20 protein-coding genes are annotated in these 18,355 nt (G+C 66.8%); 1 reads left to right on the top strand and 19 read right to left on the bottom strand.

Features of this window, described 5'->3' with window-relative positions; all coding sequences use genetic code 11:
- Positions 1-16: 16 nt before the first annotated feature.
- From E0501_RS03450 to E0501_RS03385, 14 genes are all read right to left on the bottom strand, one after another.
- Complete coding sequence (locus E0501_RS03450) at positions 17-970, bottom strand: sulfotransferase (RefSeq protein WP_137699940.1); 954 nt, start codon at positions 968-970, stop codon at positions 17-19.
- Positions 967-1,497 carry a NuoB/complex I 20 kDa subunit family protein gene (locus E0501_RS03445; protein WP_137699939.1) on the bottom strand — a complete coding sequence of 177 codons (531 nt, stop codon included), beginning with the start codon at positions 1,495-1,497 and terminating at the stop codon, positions 967-969. The genes E0501_RS03450 and E0501_RS03445 overlap by 4 nt, the downstream gene beginning before the upstream one ends.
- Positions 1,488-1,853, bottom strand: coding sequence for an NADH-quinone oxidoreductase subunit A (locus E0501_RS03440; RefSeq protein WP_137699938.1), 366 nt, complete (start codon positions 1,851-1,853; stop codon positions 1,488-1,490). The genes E0501_RS03445 and E0501_RS03440 overlap by 10 nt, the downstream gene beginning before the upstream one ends.
- A 328-nt stretch (positions 1,854-2,181) precedes the next feature.
- Positions 2,182-3,840, bottom strand: coding sequence for a vWA domain-containing protein (locus E0501_RS03435; protein WP_205123440.1), 1,659 nt, complete (start codon positions 3,838-3,840; stop codon positions 2,182-2,184).
- Between the two features lie 226 nt (positions 3,841-4,066).
- Positions 4,067-4,858 carry a crotonase/enoyl-CoA hydratase family protein gene (locus E0501_RS03430; RefSeq protein ID WP_137700836.1) on the bottom strand — a complete coding sequence of 264 codons (792 nt, stop codon included), beginning with the start codon at positions 4,856-4,858 and terminating at the stop codon, positions 4,067-4,069.
- Positions 4,851-5,714, bottom strand: a complete 864-nt coding sequence (locus E0501_RS03425) for a hydroxymethylglutaryl-CoA lyase (protein ID WP_137699936.1) — start codon at positions 5,712-5,714, stop codon at positions 4,851-4,853. The genes E0501_RS03430 and E0501_RS03425 overlap by 8 nt, the downstream gene beginning before the upstream one ends.
- A gap of 14 nt (positions 5,715-5,728) precedes the next feature.
- Positions 5,729-6,400, bottom strand: coding sequence for a glutathione S-transferase family protein (locus E0501_RS03420; protein ID WP_137700835.1), 672 nt, complete (start codon positions 6,398-6,400; stop codon positions 5,729-5,731).
- A 178-nt stretch (positions 6,401-6,578) separates the two neighbouring features.
- Positions 6,579-8,525, bottom strand: a complete 1,947-nt coding sequence (locus E0501_RS03415; RefSeq protein WP_137699935.1) for an acetyl/propionyl/methylcrotonyl-CoA carboxylase subunit alpha — start codon at positions 8,523-8,525, stop codon at positions 6,579-6,581.
- Positions 8,518-9,012, bottom strand: a complete 495-nt coding sequence (locus E0501_RS03410) for an O-acetyl-ADP-ribose deacetylase (RefSeq protein WP_137699934.1) — start codon at positions 9,010-9,012, stop codon at positions 8,518-8,520. The genes E0501_RS03415 and E0501_RS03410 overlap by 8 nt, the downstream gene beginning before the upstream one ends.
- 142 nt (positions 9,013-9,154) lie before the next feature.
- Complete coding sequence (locus E0501_RS03405; RefSeq protein WP_235857734.1) at positions 9,155-9,589, bottom strand: ASCH domain-containing protein; 435 nt, start codon at positions 9,587-9,589, stop codon at positions 9,155-9,157.
- On the bottom strand, positions 9,565-10,005 hold the full coding sequence (locus E0501_RS03400; RefSeq protein ID WP_137699932.1) for a thermonuclease family protein: 441 nt from the start codon (positions 10,003-10,005) through the stop codon (positions 9,565-9,567). The genes E0501_RS03405 and E0501_RS03400 overlap by 25 nt, the downstream gene beginning before the upstream one ends.
- Positions 9,999-10,967 (bottom strand): NAD(P)H-dependent flavin oxidoreductase, encoded by a 969-nt coding sequence (locus E0501_RS03395; RefSeq protein ID WP_328591463.1) that lies wholly within the window; start codon positions 10,965-10,967, stop codon positions 9,999-10,001. Before E0501_RS03395 ends, E0501_RS03400 begins: the two co-directional genes overlap by 7 nt.
- Entirely contained in the window at positions 10,964-11,470 is a 507-nt protein-coding gene (locus E0501_RS03390; protein ID WP_137699931.1) for a hypothetical protein, read from the bottom strand. Before E0501_RS03390 ends, E0501_RS03395 begins: the two co-directional genes overlap by 4 nt.
- A 4-nt stretch (positions 11,471-11,474) precedes the next feature.
- On the bottom strand, positions 11,475-13,079 hold the full coding sequence (locus tag E0501_RS03385; protein WP_137699930.1) for a carboxyl transferase domain-containing protein: 1,605 nt from the start codon (positions 13,077-13,079) through the stop codon (positions 11,475-11,477).
- A gap of 158 nt (positions 13,080-13,237) precedes the next feature.
- On the opposite strand from E0501_RS03385, the gene E0501_RS03380 reads away from it, so the two are divergent.
- Positions 13,238-13,843 (top strand): OmpW/AlkL family protein, encoded by a 606-nt coding sequence (locus E0501_RS03380; RefSeq protein WP_137699929.1) that lies wholly within the window; start codon positions 13,238-13,240, stop codon positions 13,841-13,843.
- Positions 13,844-14,037: 194 nt separating this feature from the next.
- Here E0501_RS03380 and E0501_RS03375 read toward each other — a convergent pair whose 3' ends face one another.
- The 5 genes from E0501_RS03375 to E0501_RS03355 all read right to left on the bottom strand — a co-directional run bounded on the left by E0501_RS03375 (position 14,038) and on the right by E0501_RS03355 (position 18,314).
- Positions 14,038-14,451, bottom strand: a complete 414-nt coding sequence (locus E0501_RS03375) for a hypothetical protein (protein ID WP_161594541.1) — start codon at positions 14,449-14,451, stop codon at positions 14,038-14,040.
- A gap of 17 nt (positions 14,452-14,468) precedes the next feature.
- Positions 14,469-15,632, bottom strand: a complete 1,164-nt coding sequence (locus tag E0501_RS03370) for an isovaleryl-CoA dehydrogenase (protein ID WP_137699927.1) — start codon at positions 15,630-15,632, stop codon at positions 14,469-14,471.
- Positions 15,633-15,705: 73 nt separating this feature from the next.
- Positions 15,706-16,431: a heparan-alpha-glucosaminide N-acetyltransferase gene (locus E0501_RS03365; RefSeq protein WP_137699926.1), complete on the bottom strand. Its 726-nt coding sequence runs from the start codon at positions 16,429-16,431 to the stop codon at positions 15,706-15,708.
- Entirely contained in the window at positions 16,428-17,627 is a 1,200-nt protein-coding gene (locus E0501_RS03360) for a DegT/DnrJ/EryC1/StrS family aminotransferase (RefSeq protein ID WP_137699925.1), read from the bottom strand. The genes E0501_RS03365 and E0501_RS03360 overlap by 4 nt, the downstream gene beginning before the upstream one ends.
- A 120-nt stretch (positions 17,628-17,747) precedes the next feature.
- Positions 17,748-18,314, bottom strand: a complete 567-nt coding sequence (locus E0501_RS03355) for a rhodanese-like domain-containing protein (RefSeq protein ID WP_137699924.1) — start codon at positions 18,312-18,314, stop codon at positions 17,748-17,750.
- Between the last annotated feature and the right edge of the window lie 41 nt (positions 18,315-18,355).

Genomic DNA, 18,355 nt, shown 5'->3' with positions numbered 1-18,355 from the left:
CTGCTTGTTGTCTGCGTCAGTCAATGGCGGCCTCTTTCAGCTGGGCAATCCGCGCCTGCCACCGCTCGGGCAGCGCGCCGCCGAATTTCTCGGCACAGAATTCGTATTGCCCGGCCAGGCGGCGCAGGAAACCCGCGGCGCAGTCCTCCGGCAGGCGCACGGGCGTGCCTTCTCTCGATTTCTCCTCGAACGCCGCCTCGACCGGCGCCACGCCCAGGAACCGGCAGACCCGGGCAATCGCGTCCGAGGTGAACAGCGTTTCGAAGAATTCGTAGTGAATGTTCTCGCGGGGCGCCACGCGCTCCAGCTCACCGATCGTGCGCGCATAGTCCGAGCGCAGCGGCACGCTTTCGGCGCTGTTCGCGGCGAATTTCCGCGCCTCTTCCAGCACCAGCGCCTTGCCCTCGTCGGCATCCTTGGCCCGGCGGAAGGCGCTCATCCGCATCGACGACCAGTGCCGGTCCAGCGGGTCGCGCAGCACGAACAGGTATTTCGCTCCCGGCAGCGCGGCGGCCATCCGGGAAAACCCCATCTCGCTCAGCGTCGAATAGGCCGGGGTGAAATCGCAGACATAGCGCTGGCCGCCGTAACCTTCGCGCAGGTAGTCGAAATAGGGTTCGTGATCGTGCCAGCCGCCGCGATAGATATTCAGGTTCGCATAGGCCGAGTCGATCTCTTCCATCGCCGCGTCGAAATTCGGCCCCGGCCGCGGCGGCAATTTCTTCAGTAGGCTGGTCACCCGCCGCTGCGCCCGCCGGAAGGTCGACGGCGATTGCCCGTCCAGCACGTCGAAGTAATGCACTTCCTTGCGCTTGGCGATCAGCAGGTCCTCGTGGCCCTTCAGGTTGTCGGCCAGCCAGGTCGTCCCCGCCTTCTGCGCCCCGATACAGAGGAACACAGCCGGCTCGGCCCGGTCCCGGGATTTCCCGGGAAGGGTCTTCAAAAGCCGCAGGTTCCTCAGTCCGCTCATCGCACGATCGTCCCCGTGCGCCGGATCTTGCGGGCCAGCTGCATCACGCCGTAAACCAGCGCCTCCGCCGTCGGCGGGCAGCCCGGCACGTAGACATCGACCGGCACGATCCGGTCGCAGCCACGCACCACGGAATAGCTGTAATGGTAATAGCCCCCGCCATTGGCGCAGGATCCCATCGAGATCACGTAGCGCGGCTCGGGCATCTGGTCGTAAACCTTGCGCAGCGCCGGCGCCATCTTGTTGGTCAGCGTGCCGGCCACGATCATCACGTCCGATTGCCGCGGGCTGGCGCGCGGGGCCACGCCGAAGCGTTCAAGGTCATAGCGCGGCATCGAGGCATGCATCATCTCGACCGCGCAGCACGCCAGGCCGAAGGTCATCCAGTGCAGGCTGCCGGTGCGCGCCCAGTTGACGATGTCCTCGCTCGTGGTCAGCAGGAAGCCCTTGTCCTGCAGCTCGGCATTCAGCGCCTGGGTCGACACTTCCTTGTCGATACCGGCCGTGTTCGCGCCCGTCATGACCATTCCAGCGCCCCCTTCTTCCATTCATAGGCAAAGCCGATAGTCAGCACCGCCAGGAACACCATCATCGACCAGAACCCCACGTCCGTGACATCCCGGAACGCCACCGCCCACGGAAAAAGCATCGCGATTTCAAGGTCGAAAATGATGAACAGGATCGACACGAGATAGAACCGCACGTCGAACTTCATCCGCGCGTCATCGAACGCGTTGAACCCGCATTCATAGGCGCTCACCTTCTCGGGATCGGGGTTGCGCACAGCCAGAACCACAGCGGCGAGGATCAGGACGACCCCCAGTCCGATGGCAATGGCCAGCAAGATAAGAACCGGAAGGTATTCCCTGAGCATCTCTTCCACGGATCAGCTCCTTTCCCGCACGCCTCACGGGGCGTGCCGATTGGCCGCAAAAACTCGCCACCGGGTTTACTCCCGCCCCCCGGCAGGGTCAACCGAGGCCCGGTCACATTCAAGAAGATGAAAGTATCGCGAAAGCGCCCTGTATGCCATTGCACACAACCCCTGAAAAACAAGGCCCCCGCCGCGCTGCAGCATCCCCGCGCCGCCCCCCGCGGCGGCGACGCCACCGCGAAATTCGCAAACATTTATCGCAAAAGCCGGTTTTCCGGCCCACGTCAGGGCGGCGCGGCGGGCGACTCGCCCACTCCGCCGCCCCGAGGCAACGGCCCTATTCCACCCGCAGTTCGGTCCGCTGGCCCGCGGTGATCGTCAGCGGCTGTTCCACGTCGGCGCGGTCGTCCTCATAGTTCACTTTGACCACGAAATCGCCCGCCGGCAGCGTCAGGTTCAACGCCTCGCCATAATTGCCGGTCAGCCGCTTGCGCTTGCCCTGGATGTCGGGCGGGCCCAACACGTCGATGCGATAGGCCCCGGGCGCGGTGATCCCCGCCACCCCGGCATTCAGCGTCACCTGCACCTCGGTGCGCTGGCCCGCCTTCACCTCGAAGGGCGCGCTCAGCACCGTCGCCTGGTCCAGTCGCGCCTGCAGCACGTATTGTCCCGCCGGCAGATCGAAGGGCTTGGCGCCATAAACGCCGTTGATCCGGTCGCGCTTGCCTTTCAGGTCGGTCTCCGCGCTCAGCGCGTCAAAGCGGATCTCGCCGCTATCCACCGCCGGGCCGCCCTCGGCGTAAAGCGCCGCCGGAGCCAGAACGCCCGAGCCCACGATCACGTCCCGCGTCAGCACCTCGCCCGCAGCCAGCGTCACCACCTCCTCGCTCGTTGCCTTGCCCTGGCGGCCGCTCACGGTGATCTCGCCCGCCGGCATGTAGAACCGGCCTTCACCATAGGCGCCGTCCTTCAGCTTGCCCTGGCTCACCTCGACCCGGATGCCCGGATCGGCCTCGGCATCGCCCTCGGCGCGCTTGCCGATCAATTCGACAATCCCCGCGTTCAGAACGATGTCCTGCACGATCTCCTCGGTCTCGCTCAGCGTCAGGCCGATCCGCTGCTGTACCTTGCCGATCCGCAGCGCCAGCTCATAGGCGCCCGCCGGCGCCGAAACCCGGAATTCCGCGCCATAGCGGCCCTCGGTCGATTTCTTCGCCACCTTGCCGGCTGCGTCCACCGCGTGCAGGTCCCAGCGGATCCCGGGCTCGACCAGCATCGGCTGCCCCTCGGCAAGGTATGTCCGTGCTGTCAGGTTGAACTCCGGCGCCGCCGGTTGCGGTTCGGGCTCGGGTTCGGGCTCCGGCGCGGCTTCGGCCTGCACCACCGTCTCCTGCAGCGCGCGGCCCAGCGCCTCGGCATTGCCCGCCTCGATGTAACGCCCGCCGGTCTCCTCGGCCAGGCACGCCACCTGCGCGCCCTCCTCGGCCGACAGGCCAAAGCCCACCACGTGCGCGGTGAAATCCACGCCCAGCTGTTCCAGCTCGCGGCCCAGTGCGCAGGGATCGGCCTCGCAGGTCTCCAGCCCGTCGGTGACCAGGATCACCGTCGCCTTGTCCTCGGTAAAGCGCAGCGCCTCGGCCGCCTGTCGCACGCCCGCCGACAAGGGCGTCTTGCCCTTGGGGTTCACCCCGTCGGCAAAGGCGGTGATCGCGCCCGCCGTGCCCGGCGCGGGCTTCACCGCCAGTTCGATGTCACCGCAATCACCCTTGCGGCGGTGGCCATAGACGATCAGGCCCAGCTCATTGCCCTCGGGCACCTGCGCCAGCACCTCGCGCAGCGTTTCGCGCGCGATCTCGATCTTGGTCTTGCCGTCGATCTGCCCCCACATCGAGCCCGAGCCATCCAGAACGATCATGCTGCGCTCCTGCGCCCCCGCGCGCAGCGGCAGCGCCGCAAGAAGAGCCAGGGCGATCACGGTGAAAATCCGTTTCAACATCATACTTCCCCCAAATGATTTTTGCGGGCCGGGATCGGCCCCAATGGCGCGATCCTAGCACCTTGCGGCATTTCTCCCAAACTCCGGCATTCCGTACCTTTGCCCGCATGCTAGCGCGCGCCGCATTAACCTTAACGCGCGTTAACCCCGCCCGCCTTGTCCGGCAGCCGGATGTCAGCCGGGGGGGGCACGCAAGTCACCCCCCGATTTCGACCGCGCGGTGGCGTTAACCCCCGGGCGCGACCCACGGCGCCGGGCGCTTGTCGAAGAAGGCGGCAATGCCCTCTTTCGCCTCCGCACCTTCCCAGGTCTGCACCAGCCGGTCGATGGTCGCATCGATGATCTCGGGCGTGATCCGCGGCCCCAGCATACGCGCCAGGCGCTTGGATTCCGCCACCGCGCCGGGGGCGGCGCTCAGGTAGGGACGTACCTCGGCCTCGATCGCCTCATCCAGCTGATCCCCCGGCACCACGCGCGCCAGAAGATCAAGCTTTTCAGCCTCTTGCGCGTCAAAGATGCGGGCCGACATGAACACCTTGCGGGCGTGCGTCTCGCCCATCCGGGCCAGCACATAGGGGCTGATCGTCGCCGGGATCAGGCCCAGCTTCACCTCGGTCAGGCCGAACTTCGCGCCCTCGGCCCCTATGGCCACATCGGCCACCGACATCATGCCGATGCCGCCGCCGAACGCGTTTCCCTGCACCCGGGCGATCAACGGTTTGGACATGGTGTTGAGCGCATAAAGCGCCATCGCCAGCTTGCGCGCGCCCGCCCGCCGCTGCCCCGCCGTCGCCGCCATCTGCTCCTGCATCCAGCGCAGATCGCCGCCCGCGCAGAAGCTCTTGCCGCGCGCCGCCAGCACCACGACGCGCACGCCCGCGTCTTCATCCAACGCCTTGGCGGCGCTGGACAATTCCTCGATCATCTCGCCCGACATGGCGTTGTGCTTGTCGGCCCGGTCCAGCCACAGGGTGGCCACCCCGCGCGTGTCGGTCTCGATGCTCAGCGTCTCATACATCCGGCTCACCCCTCATTTTCCGCGCCATTTCTCCCGCCTTTTCAATCACTTGACGATCCAGCCCTGTGTCATGACCCAGCGCCGTCAGCCGGTCATGCACGGCTTCGGTCGCCACGTTGCCAGCGGCACCCGGCGCATAGGGACAACCGCCCAGCCCCCCCACGGCGGCATCGAACACGCGCAGCCCGCGGGCCAGCGATACCTCGATATTCTCCAGCGCCCGGCCGCCGGTGTCGTGGTAATGCCCGGCCAGCTTTTCGGCTGGCACCACCTTCAGCACCGCGCCCAGCATCGCGTCGATCGTCTCGGGGCGTCCCTGGCCGATCGTGTCGCCCAGGCTGATCTCGTAAACCCCCATCTTCCATAGGATTTCCGCCACCCGCGCCACCTCTTCGGGCGGGGTCGGCCCGTCATAGGGGCAGTCTGTCACACAGGAAATATAGCCCCGCACCGGCATGCCGATCTCCTTTGCGGCCGCCATGATCGGCGCGAACCGCTCAAGGCTCTCAGCGATCGTGGCGTTGATATTGGCCTTGGAAAACCCTTCCGAGGCGCTGCCGAATATCGCCACCTCGTCGGCCTTCGCCGCCACCGCGCCCTCGAAGCCGCGCATGTTGGGCGTCAGCGCCGCGTAGCGCACCCCCGGCGCCCGCGTAATCCCCGCCAGCACTTCGGCCGAATCCGCCATCTGCGGCACCCATTTGGGGCTCACGAAACTCGCCACTTCGATACGCCGGAACCCCGCGCCGCTCAGCAGATCGACCAGCGCGATCTTCTCGGCCGTCGGGATCCGCCGCTTCTCGTTCTGTAGCCCATCGCGCGGGCCCATCTCGAATATTTCAACGTATTCCGCCATTTACCCCTCGTCTCTCATGCCTCGGGCACGTCGTAGAATTCCCGGTCATAGAATTTCTGCAACCCCTCGGCCTCCAGCGCGCGCTGATAGGCGGGCCGCACCTCGATCCGGTCCTTATAGGCCGAAAGGTTCGGAAAACGGTCGAAATGCACGTAGTGCCGCGCCGCCTCGAGGGTGAAGCCCATCATCGTGTCCGCCGCCGAGAACCCGCGCCTCAGCAGGTAGTCCTGCGGGCCAAAGACCTGCTCCAACGGCTTCAGCGAGATCGCCAGCCGCTTCACCTCGATCCCGATCACCGTGGGCGAACGCATCGCCGGATCGGGCAGGAACACCTGCTGCAGGTTGAGGTTCTGGATCAGCACGCCCACCGTCTCGGCATAATGCAGCCAGGTCAGGTATTGCGCCCGCTCCTCCTCGCCCGGGCCCGGTGCCAGCCCCGCTTCGGGATGCGTCTCGGCCAGGTATTCGACGATGGCACCACTTTCGAAGAGCACCTGCCCGCCGATTTCCAGCACCGGCACCCGCCCCGCCGGACTCAGCCCCAGGAACTCCGGGTTCCGCAGATCGCCCTTCGCGATGTCATAGGAGATCACCTCGGGTTCCAGCCCAAGCTCGTAGAGCAGCCACAAGACCCGGAACGAGCGTGACCCCGCCACGCTGTGCAGTCTGATCGGTGTTTCGGACATGTCTCGCCCTTTCTCTTCCATCAGGTTTTGCGCCGGCTGCGCCGTCGCCGTGGGGCATGGCCGCGGCTGGCGCCGCGGCCACGCGGGCTTGCCATCAAGCGGTTTTCGCCTGCGAAACTTGCTCTAGGATCACGCCGGACGCCATGAGTATTTTTGCCAAGAAAGAGCGGCACATCGCTCATGCCGCCGCATCCGCCTCGTCTTCCAGCCGGATCAGCGCCGCGCCCGCCTCGACCTGCGTCCCCGCCTCGACCAGCACTTCGGCCACGACGCCATCGCGCGCGGCCAGCAGCGCGTGCTCCATCTTCATCGCCTCCAAGACCGCCAGCCGGTCACCTTCGTGCACCTGCTGGCCCGCCTCGGCAAAGACCGCCTTCACCAGCCCCGGCATCGGGGCCTCGATCACGCCCGCGCCGGCCCCTGCCGCCGCAGCCCGCTCCAGCGGGTCGACAACCCTGAAGGCCTGGCCGAAATCGGCGAAAATCGTGATGGTATCAGCACTTGAGGCCCAGGGGACGGCTTTCCTGCCGTCCAGTAGCCAGCCGTCCTGCCAGTGCGCCTCGACCGTCTGCGCGCCCGTGTCGACCAGAACAGTCCCGGGCGCGCGCAGTTGCACGCGCACGGTCTGCGGTTTGTCTGCATGCTCTAGCGTGAGCTGCCGCCAGCCCGGGGCCCAGAGCGCGAAACCCTGCGCCCAGTCGGGCGCCGCCATCAGGCCCAGCGCAGCCATCGCCGCCTGCGCCAGCGTGGCTGGCGCCGGTGCTGGGTCCTGCGCGAGGCTGTCCAGGTCGCGGCCAATCAGCCCGGTATCGACCTCGCCGCTGGCGAATCCCTCGTGCGCGCAAAGCGCGCCGAGAAAGGCCAGGTTGGTCACGGTACCGGCCACTTCCGTTTCCTTCAGCGCCTGCGCCATGCGTTTCAATGCAATCGCGCGAGTGGGGCCATGGGTGATCAGCTTGGCGATCATCGGATCGTAGTAGGGGGAAATCGTGTCGCCCGGCCGCACCCCGCTATCGGCCCGCGCGCCGGGCGCGAAGCGCAGATGTGACAGCGTGCCGGTCGCAGGCAGGAATCCTTTGGGCACGTCCTCGGCATAAAGCCGCGCCTCGAAGGCGTGACCCGTGATCGACAGGTCCTCCTGCCGCATCGGCAGGCCTTCGCCCGCCGCCACGCGCAGCTGCCATTCCACCAGGTCCACACCGGTAATCGCCTCGGTCACCGGATGTTCCACCTGCAACCGCGTGTTCATTTCCATGAACCAGAACCCGTCGGGGCGCAGCCCGCGCGAGCCGTCGACGATGAATTCCACCGTGCCCGCACCCTTGTAGCCGATCGCCTCGGCCGCACGCACCGCCGCCTGGCCCATGGCGGCGCGCATCTCCGCGGTCATGCCCGGTGCGGGCGCCTCCTCGATCACCTTCTGGTGGCGCCGCTGAAGCGAACAGTCGCGCTCGAAAAGATGCACCGCGCGCGTGCCATCGCCAAAGACCTGCACCTCGATATGCCGGGGCTGGGACACGAACTTCTCGATCAGAACATCGGCGTTGCCGAAGGCGGTTTTCGCTTCGCCCTGGGCGCTGGCCAGTGCCTCCATGAAATCCTGCGGCTTTTCGACCAGCCGCATGCCCTTGCCGCCACCGCCCGCCACGGCCTTGATCAGAACCGGATAGCCGATGGCATCGGCGGCACCCGAAAGGTGCTCGGGGTCCTGGTTGGTGCCGTGATAGCCGGGCACCACCGGCACGCCGGCCTCCTCCATCAGCTTCTTGGCCGCATCCTTCAGACCCATCGCGTCGATCGCCTCGGCCGACGGGCCGATAAAGACCAGCCCAGCCGCCTCGACGGCACGGACGAAATCGGGATTTTCCGACAGGAAACCATAACCGGGATGGATCGCCTGCGCGCCGGTTTCCAACGCCGCCGCGATGATCCGGTCGCCGCGCAGATAGCTCTCGGCGGGGGCGCTGCCGCCGATATGCACGGCCTCGTCGGCAGCTGCGACATGCGCCGCGCCCGCATCGGCATCGGAATAAACCGCCACAACGCGCACGCCCATCGCCCGCGCCGTCGATGCCACCCGGCAGGCAATCTCGCCCCGGTTCGCGATCAGGATCTTGTCAAACATCTCGTCCCTCCTTCACCGCCGCCTTCAGCAGCGTCTCGGTCTCTGCGTCAAAGGCCACCAGCACCACGCGCAGGTCCGCCCCCTTCAATTCCCGCACCGCGATCCGTGCCGCGCGCTCTTTCGGAAACCCGTATACCCCGGTCGAAATCGCCGGGAACGCCATGCTGTCACAGCCCTTTTCCCGCGCCAGCCGCAGGCTCTCGCGATAGCATGAGGCCAGCTTTTCATCCTCGCCTGCGTCCCCGCCCCGCCAGACGGGTCCCACCGTGTGGATCACCCAGCGCGCGGGCAGATCATACCCGGCAGTCACCCGCGCCTCGCCCGTCGGACAACCGCCCAGGCCCCGGCACTCCTGCAAAAGCCCGGGCCCTGCAGCCCGGTGAATGGCGCCATCCACCCCACCGCCGCCCAGAAGCGAGGAATTGGCGGCATTCACCACCGCGCAGACATCCAGCGTCGTGATATCCCCGCGCCAGACCTCGATCATGCCGCGCACCCCGCTCTTTCTTGGTCACAAATACTCAAATCCCGCGTCCTCCACGGGCCGAACGCTGACGGCTCTGACCGCCGCCCCCCGGGCCATGCGGGGTGGGTGGGCGGGCGCGTGGCCCGGGGGGCGGGTCCGCCGCTCATGCGAACACCTCCACCAGATCGAAGCGCTCCACCAGCATCTCCAGCCCCGGCTCGAACCCCACGGTACGGCCCAGATAGGCGGCATAACCGCGCCGCCAGTCCTCGAGATCGGCAAACTCGCCCTGCGCCGCGATCAGATCATCCGGCATGTCCGCGAATGGCATCCGCAGCACCTCGACTGTTCGCAGCGCGCAGACCGGGCGCCACTCCCAGTCACAGGCAATGTCCACCCGGCCGGGTTCGGGCAGCGGTTCGCCGCGCGCGGCAAAACCGGCCACCGCGTCGCAGGTCACCGTCTTGGCACCACGCAGCACCAGCGCCAGCACCTCCGCGTTCAGCTTTGCGTTGTCGCCAAAGCGGAACGCCTCGGCCCCGGGATGGCGCGCTTTCGCCGCGTCCAGCTCCATCACACCGCCTCCAGCCGCTTGCACCAGTCGATCCGTTGCCCGCCGCGATAGGGCACGGCCAGCCCCTCGCCGATCAGGCGCTCGGCCACGTCCTGCCCCTCGATGCGCACCCGGATCAGCCAGCGGCCGTATTTGTCGCTGCCGCGCCGCCGGATCTCGATGGCGCCTTCGCGCAGCATCTCGCGCAGCCGCTCGGTCGCGGCGTCACCCGCTTTGCGCTCCGCCGTGCAGCGGGCATCGCGGGTCTCGGGCGTATCCAGTCCCTGCACGCGCGCGGTCACCTCGCGCCCCCCGCAGCTCAGGGCCACCGTGTCCCCATCAGATACATAGCTCACCCGGCAGGTCTCGGCCCCTGCCCGCCGTTCCTGCCAGCGCACAACGTATAGCCAGGCCGCCAGCGTGGCGGCTGTCAGAATAAGCACCCGGGCCAGCATCAGCATCGCGCCGCCCCCCCGGCCAGGGCCGCGCGGGCCTCGTCCACTACCCGCGCCACGATATCGGCCGCCGGCGCGACCCGTTCGACCAGCCCCACCGCCTCGCCCACGATCGCCGGCGCGCCTTCGGCATCGCCCTCGGCGATCGCTCTGGCATAAGCCCCGCGCGCGGCGGCGCCCACCGGGCCCTCCATGTCGCCTTCCCAGCGCCGCACCCAGGAATTGCGCAGCGTGCGGATGGTGAAATCGCCCGGCCACTGGTAACCGCGCGCCTGGTCAGGCAGCGACGTGCGCGCCGTACCGTCCCCGTCGGCCGCCACGGCCGCGGCGTGAAACCCCGGCGCCACCAGCGCCTCTTCCGCCGCCCAGAACCGCGTGCCCATCAGCACCCCGTCGGCCCCCAGCATCAGCGCCGCCGCCAGGCCCCGCCCGTCCGCGATACCACCTGCGGCCAGCACCATCGCGCGGTCGCCCACCGCGTCCACCACCTCGGGCACCAGCGCCATGGTGCCGCGTGTCGCGCCATGCCCGCCGGCCTCGCTTCCCTGCGCCACGATCACGTCGGCACCCGCCGCCACCGCCTCGCGGGCCATCGCCAGGCTCTGCACCTGCGCGAAAAGCGGCACGCCTGCTGCCTTCACCAGCTCGGCATGCGGCACCAGGTCACCGAAAGACAAAAACAGCCCCGCCGGCCGGCGTGCCAACGCCTGCTCCAACAGGCCCGGCGCCTCGCTCAGCTTCCAGGTGATGAAACCACAGCCAACGCGCGCGTTGCCCGCCGCCTGCCATTCGCGGGTCAGCCACTCGGCATCGCCATATCCGCCCCCGATGAACCCCAACGCCCCCGCCCCGCTCACCGCCGCGGCCAGCCGCCCACCGGCGGCAAAGGCCATCGGCGCACTGGCGATCGGCGCGCGCAGACCGAAGGCGCGGGTGAACCGCGTTTCTATCAGCGCAGCACCGTTCACGATGCCTCATCCCCGGGCGTATCGGTGCCCTCATACCTGCGATAGCGATTGGCATAGATCAGGTTTGGCCGTTCGCCCTCCCACATGTAGATCGTGATCACCAGGATGATGACGATCTCGGCCAGGCCATAGAGCGCACTGCCCATGCCCAGCTCGGCCAGCCCCCTGAACCCGCTGTTCATCGTCTGGAACACGGTCAGGATACCCGAGGCGACCACCAGCACCCGCGCCAGCGCCGCGCGTAGCCACAACAGCCCGGCCGTCAGCAGCGGCAGCACCGATGCCCCCAGCATCAGCAAGGCCCCACCACCGAACTGTGTCACGACCCAGGCCTTCAGCCCGGCCACCACCGCGAAATAGACGATGATCAGGTAAATCAGCCAGTTCAGCTGCCCCTTGGGATGCGCATGCGCCTCTTCCCGGCTTACCGTCACCCAGGACATGCCGGTTTCGCGGTTGGGCGCGGTGGCGCGCCGTTCGCCGGGTTTCAGACGCTCCGCCATCGGCTCACATCCGGAACACGCCGAAACGTGTCTCCTCGATCGGGGCGTTCAGCGCCGCCCGCAGGCTCAGCGCCAGAACGTCGCGGGTCTTGCGCGGGTCCACCACGCCGTCATCCCACAGCCGCGCGCTGGCATAAAGCGGATGGCTCTGCTCCTCGAACATCTCGATCGTGGGCCGCTTGAACTCGGCCTCTTCCTCGGCGCTCCATGTTTCGCCCGCCCGCTCGATCGCATCGCGCTTCACGGTGGCCAGCACGCCCGCCGCCTGCTCGCCGCCCATCACGCTGATGCGCGAATTGGGCCAGGTCCACAGAAAGCGCGGGCTATAGGCCCGCCCGGCCATGCCATAGTTGCCCGCTCCGAAACTGCCGCCCACCAGCATGGTGATCTTCGGCACCCTGGTGCAGGCCACCGCCGTCACCATCTTGGCGCCGTGCCGGGCGATGCCTTCGTTTTCGTATTTCCGGCCCACCATGAAGCCGGTGATGTTCTGCAGGAACACCAGCGGGATCTTGCGCTGGCTGCACAGCTCCACGAAATGCGCGCCCTTTACGGCGCTTTCGCTGAACAGCACCCCGTTATTGGCGACAATGCCCACGGGCATGCCTTTGACATGCGCAAACCCGCAGACCAGCGTTTCGCCGAACCGCGCCTTGAACTCGTCAAAGCGGCTCCCGTCCACCACCCGTGCGATCACCTCGCGGATGTCATAGGGCGTGCGCAGATCGGCCGGCACCACGCCCAGGATTTCCTCGGGGTCATAGGCCGGTTCTTCGGGTGATTGCCCCTGCAGGCCGGGCGCCTGCCCCGCGCCCAGGTTGCCCACCGCCCGCCGTGCCAGCGCCAGCGCATGCGCGTCGTCCTCGGCCAGGTAATCGGCCACACCCGAAAGGCGCGTGTGCACATCGCCCCCGCCCAGGTCCTCGGCGCTCACCACCTCGCCGGTGGCGGCCTTCACCAGGGGCGGCCCGGCCAGGAAAATCGTGCCCTGTTCCTTCACGATGATGCTGACATCGCTCATCGCCGGCACATAGGCGCCGCCCGCGGTGCACGATCCCATGACCACGGCAATCTGCGGAATGCCCTTGGCGCTCATGTTGGCCTGGTTGTAGAAAATCCGCCCGAAATGATCCCGGTCCGGGAACACCTCGTCCTGCTGCGGCAGGTTCGCACCCCCGCTGTCGACCAGATACACGCATGGCAGGTGGTTCTGCTCCGCGATCTCCTGGGCGCGCAGGTGCTTCTTCACCGTCATCGGGTAATAGGTGCCGCCCTTCACGGTGGCATCGTTGCACACCACCATCACCTCGCGGCCCATGACCCGGCCGATGCCCGTGATCATTCCCGCGCCGGGCGCAGCCCCGTCATACATCCCGTGCGCCGCCGTCGCACCGACTTCCAGGAACGGGCTGCCAGGATCGAGCAGGTTCGCCACCCGCTCGCGCGGCAGCATCTTGCCACGCGACACATGCCGCTCGCGCGATTTCGCGCCGCCGCCCTGTGCGGCAAGTTCCGCCGCCTCCTGCGCCACGCGCAACGCCTCCAGGTGGCCATCGCGATTGGCCTTGAAGCTGTCCGACGACGGGATAGCCTGGGATTGCAGTTTCATGCGACGTCCTCCGCTTGCGATGCGTGCCTCCCCGGCACCTCGTAGCTCCACGGCAACAGGGCCGCAGAAATTTCATTTTCTTGATGCAAGTCAATGCCGTAACGGCGCGCGCGGCGCACAAGTCGCATCGGACGCGCGCAAGACAACGGATAACGATCATGAAGAAAACACTCGCCACCGCATCTGCCATCGCGCTCGCCGCTCTCACCGCCATCCCTGCCACCGCGCAGGACCAGGGCAGCATGACCCTTGCCTTTGGCCTCGGCTATGTCCGTCCGCAGGACGATAACGGCCCGCTGGCCGGCCCGACGCCGATCGACGTCAGCAACGACACGCGCCCGACGCTGGCCTTCGAATACTTCGTCCGTGACAATGTCGGGATCGAGGTTCTGGCCGCTACGCCGTTCAAGCACTCGATCTATTCCAACGGCGTCTATATCGGCGAAACCAAGCACCTGCCGCCGACCGTCTCGGTCAATTACCACATCCCGACCGTCGGGAAGGTCACGCCTTTCATCGGCGCGGGCATCAACTACACGATCTTCTTCGATGAATCGACGCCGCTCGGCACGCTCGGCATCGAAAACAGTTTTGGCTTTGCCCTGCATGCCGGTGCCGATTACGAACTCTCCGACAAGGCGGCGATCCGCGCCGATCTGCGCTACATCCAGATCGAGCCTGACGTGACGCTGAACGGCGTTGCCATGGGCAGCGCCAAGATCAACCTGCTGGTTGCCGGCATCGCCTACGTGATGAAATTCTGAACCGGTCATGCGACCGGCCCGGGCAGCACGACCGGCCCGGGCAGCACGACCGGCCCGGGCACATGAATGGGGGCGCCGCCGGGCGTCCCCATGTCCGTTCCGGCACGGCGCTTGCCCGGCCAGGGTCCGCCCTGCGGCGGTCCCAGCAACCAGCAAGAGAAATGCACGCGCTTCCAGCATCCTGACACCGCCCCCTAGTCTGTTCGCGCCCGCTGACGCGGATCGCGACCGTTCAGCCATTGATGACTATCGACCCAGCGGCTGGCATCGTTGGCGACGGCAAAAATACACGCCTCCAGCGCGTCGATCCCGACGTCGGCATCCGGACAACTTTCGGCGACCCAGGTAAGCCCGTGGTCCGGCTGCTGATCCATGCCGGCCAGCACATAGCTCGGGACGCCCTCGGCCGCGTCCAACCGCTCTGGCCAGTCGTAGCTTTGCCGCATCGGAACATGGCGTTCGCCGCAGATCACCGGTGCCATGAGGGGAGCCATCAGGTTTCCTTCGTTGTCCTTCAGCAGGTCTGTCGCACAGGCCTTGAACGGCGGGATATCCCCGGCGATCTTCGCCTGCGCCGCGGGCGCGACAAGCATTGCCGCCAGCGCCATCAGGACCCGGACGATCCTCACCCCATCAGGCCCATCAGTTCCCGGCCCACCAGCATCCGGCGGATCTCGCTCGTGCCCGCGCCGATCTCCATCAGCTTGGCATCCCGGAAAATCCGGCCCACCGGGTTGTCGTTCAGGTACCCCGCCCCGCCAAAGGCCTGCACCGCCTGGTGGCTCACCTTCATCGCCTCTTCGCTGGCATAAAGCACACAGGCCGCCGCATCCTGCCGGGTCACCTCGCCGCGGTCACAGGCCTTGGCCACCTCGTAGACATAGGCGCGGGCCGAATTCATGCTGGTATACATGTCGGCGATCTTGCCCTGCATCAGCTGGAAATTCCCGATCGGCTGGCCGAACTGCTCGCGCTCTTTCATATACGGCATGACCTCGTCCATGCAGGCCGCCATGATCCCGGTGCCGATGCCGCTCAGCACCACGCGCTCGTAATCGAGCCCCGACATCAGAACGGCCACGCCCTTGCCCTCTTCGCCAAGCACGTTCTCGAACGGCACTTCCACATTGTCGAAGATCAGCTCGGCCGTGTTCGAGCCGCGCATCCCGAGCTTGTCGAAATGGTTCGAGGTGGAAAATCCGACCATGCTCTTCTCGATGATGAAGGCGGTGATGCCCTTCGGCCCCGCGTCCATGTCCGTCTTGGCATAGACCACCAGGATATCGGCATCCGGCCCGTTGGTGATCCAGTACTTGTTGCCATTGAGAACGTAACGGTCATTTTTCTTGTCGGCGCGCAGCTTCATGCTCACCACGTCCGACCCGGCGCTCGGCTCGCTCATCGCCAATGCGCCAATATGCTCGCCCGAACACAGCTTGGGCAGGAACTTCGCCTTCTGCTCCGGGGTCGCGTTGCGGCGGATCTGGTTCACGCAGAGGTTTGAATGCGCGCCATAGCTCAGGCTGACGCTGGCGCTCGCGCGGGCAATTTCCTCAACCGCGATCACATGCGCCAGGTAACTCATGTCCGAGCCGCCGTATTCCTCGGGCGTGGTCACGCCCAAAAGCCCAAGCTCGCCGAATTCGCGCCACAACTCGTTGGGAAACTCGTTCTTCTGGTCGATCTCGGCGGCCATCGGCTTGATCCGCTCCTGCGCCCAGCGATGCACCATCTCGCGCATCGCGTTCACATCCTCGCCCAGATCGAAATTCATCGCTCCCATGAACATGGGCCGCCCTCCAGTTTATTGAACACTTGTTCATTTCCTACCGGATCACCCGATTCGGATCAACCGCTTCGCGTCACGCCAGCGCGCGCAACTGCACGAAAAACCAGACCAGCCCCATCAGAACCGGCTGGTGCAGCAGGTAAACCATCAGGCTATGCCGCCCCGGCCAGGCCAGCCAGCGCCACGCGCGCGCCGGGGTCCCCCCACCGCGCAGGCGCTCGAACAGCCCGGCGCCATCGGCCAGCCGCGCCAGGGCCAGCCCGGCCAGCGCCGGCGCCAGCCAGGGCAGGACCGGCACGAAATCCATCGCCGGGCGCACCTGGGTGGCCAGCCCCGACCAGTACAGCCACGGCTGGTTGAACGCCGGGTCCTGCAGATATTCGGGCGCCATCCACACCGCGACCGCCGCCAGCAGCGTCACCACCGCCGGCAGGCGCAGGAACAGCACCCCCACCAGCCCCGACACCGCGATGCAATGCAGGATGCCGAAATAGACGAACACCTGAGGCATCGCGATCAGCGTTGCCGCGCTCACCAGCGCCGCCGCCGCGCCAACCACCGCCAGCCGCCGCCAGAACGCCCGCCAGCGCAGGCCCTGCGCATGCGCCAGCCACAGGCTGATCCCTGAGAGAAAGATGAAACTGCCCGCGATGCACTCCGCAAACAGCCGCCAGGGCGGCGACGCGATCGTGCCGCCCGCGATCAGCCCGAACATCTCCAGGTCGTAGGTAAAGTGAAACACTGCCATCAGCAGCAACGCCGCGCTGCGCGCAAGGTCCAGCGCGATGATGCGCCTCACGCCGCCTCGCCCTGGAACACCGCGCCCACCTCCGCGCGGATGATCCGCGCAATCAGCGCGCAATCCTCCAGGCTGAAGGTCAGCGGCAGGCGCATGTCCAGGATGCCTTTCAGTACCCGGTCGCTCTCGGGCATCAGCTCGGACGGCGCATAGCGCCAGCTGTCATAGCGGCTGGTAAAGCCCGTGGGCTCGGCCCCGCCGAACCATTTGAGCTCGACGCCGCGCGCGGCACAGCGTTTCAGAACCGCGTCGATCTGCTCCTCGGCCCAGTCCAGCAGCAGGAACTGGATCGACGAGCCCACGTAATATTCCTCCGCGGGCCGCTCGACCACGGTCAGGCCCGGCGTGCCGCGCAACCCGTCCTCGACCGCGCGGTATCGTGCGTTCCACGCCTCGCATTGCGCGTCCAGCCGGCGCAGCTGCGGCCGCAGGATCGCTGCGCGCAGGTTGTCCATCCGCCCCGACACGTTGGGGGTGACATATTTCACCCGCTCGAACACCTCGGGCCCCGGCGCCGCCAGGTGCCGGCCATAAAGCATGTAGGAGCCCGACAGGATGATCGCGCGCGCGGCGACATCCTCGTCATCCGTCACCAGGAACCCGCCCTCGCCGGAGTTGAGATGCTTGTACGTCTGGGTCGAATAGCACCCGATAAGCCCGTCGGTGCCGCTCAGCCGCCCGCGCCATTTCGCGCCCATCGTGTGGGCGCAATCCTCGATTACGGTTACGCCGGCCGCGTCGCAGATCTCCATCAACCGGTCCATGTCCGCCAGGTGCCCGCGCATATGGCTCAGCATCAGCACCTTCGCTTGCCCGACCTTGGCCACAAGGTCATCGAGGTCGATGACCAGGTCCTCGGTCACGCCCACGAACACGGGCACCGCGCCAACGCTGGCGATGGACCCCGGCACCGGGGCCAGCGTGAAGGTGTTGGTCAGAACCTTGTCACCGGGCTTTACCCCGACCGCGCGCAGGGCGCAGGCCATGGCATATCCGCCCGACGCCACGGCCAGGCAGTATTTCACCCCCATCGCCCTTGCGAATTCCTGTTCCAGAAGCGCCACTTCGCCCGGGTCGTCGCCTGCCACGTTGTAACGGTGCAGCCGGCCGGTTTTCATCACCTCGACGGCCGCCGCGATCGCCTCGTCCGGGATCGGCTCCTGCTGGGTGAAATTACCTTTGAAAATCTCGCTCATGTGCCTTTTGTGCGTCGGCACGCGGCGCGCGTCAATCGTCCTGGCTGGCCAAATCGGGGTGCAGGCGGGCCATTACAGCCCGCCTGCCGCTCGATTGGCGCCGAAGGCGCATCGAAACGATCAATAGACCGTTTCGGGAGGAAGCTTGTAACTCCACGCCAGGCCCGAGTTTTTCCAGCCGTTCACATCGCGCAGGCCGCTCGGCCCCTTGTCCCCCTCGAAGCCGTCGACCACCGAGTAGACCTGCGCATATCCCAGCTTGGCCAGCAGGTTTGCCGCCTTCGCGCTGCGGCTGCCCGAACGGCACATCAGGATGAGAGTGGCATCCTTGCCCAATCCGCGGGCGGCCACCAGTTCCGCGACCCTGGCCGCGAAATCGGGATTGACGCTCAGCTTGTAGGTGCTTTTCTTGGCGTCGAACTCCCAGAATTCATCGACGACCATGTAGGGGATATTGCGATCCACGCCCGCCGCCTGCCCGACAAAGGCCACCTCGGCCCGGGTGCGCACGTCGATCAAAAGTGTCCCGGACCGGGATGCCCGCATCTGCGCCGCTTCGCTCGCGGTCAGGTACAACCCGATGTCGGTGCGCTTTTTCTCCGGCACGTCAAGGGCCAGAACCGGCCCGCTCATCACCGTGGCCGAAAATGCGATTGCGGCAAAAACGCCTGTCAGAAATCTTCCCATGAAACGCCCTCCTTTAAATTCCCGGCCCCGCCATATGGCCG

This window comes from Marimonas lutisalis (assembly GCF_005434965.1).
Taxonomy (GTDB): Bacteria; Pseudomonadota; Alphaproteobacteria; order Rhodobacterales; family Rhodobacteraceae; genus Marimonas_A; species Marimonas_A lutisalis.
This window is presented reverse-complemented; position numbering and strand designations above follow the sequence as displayed.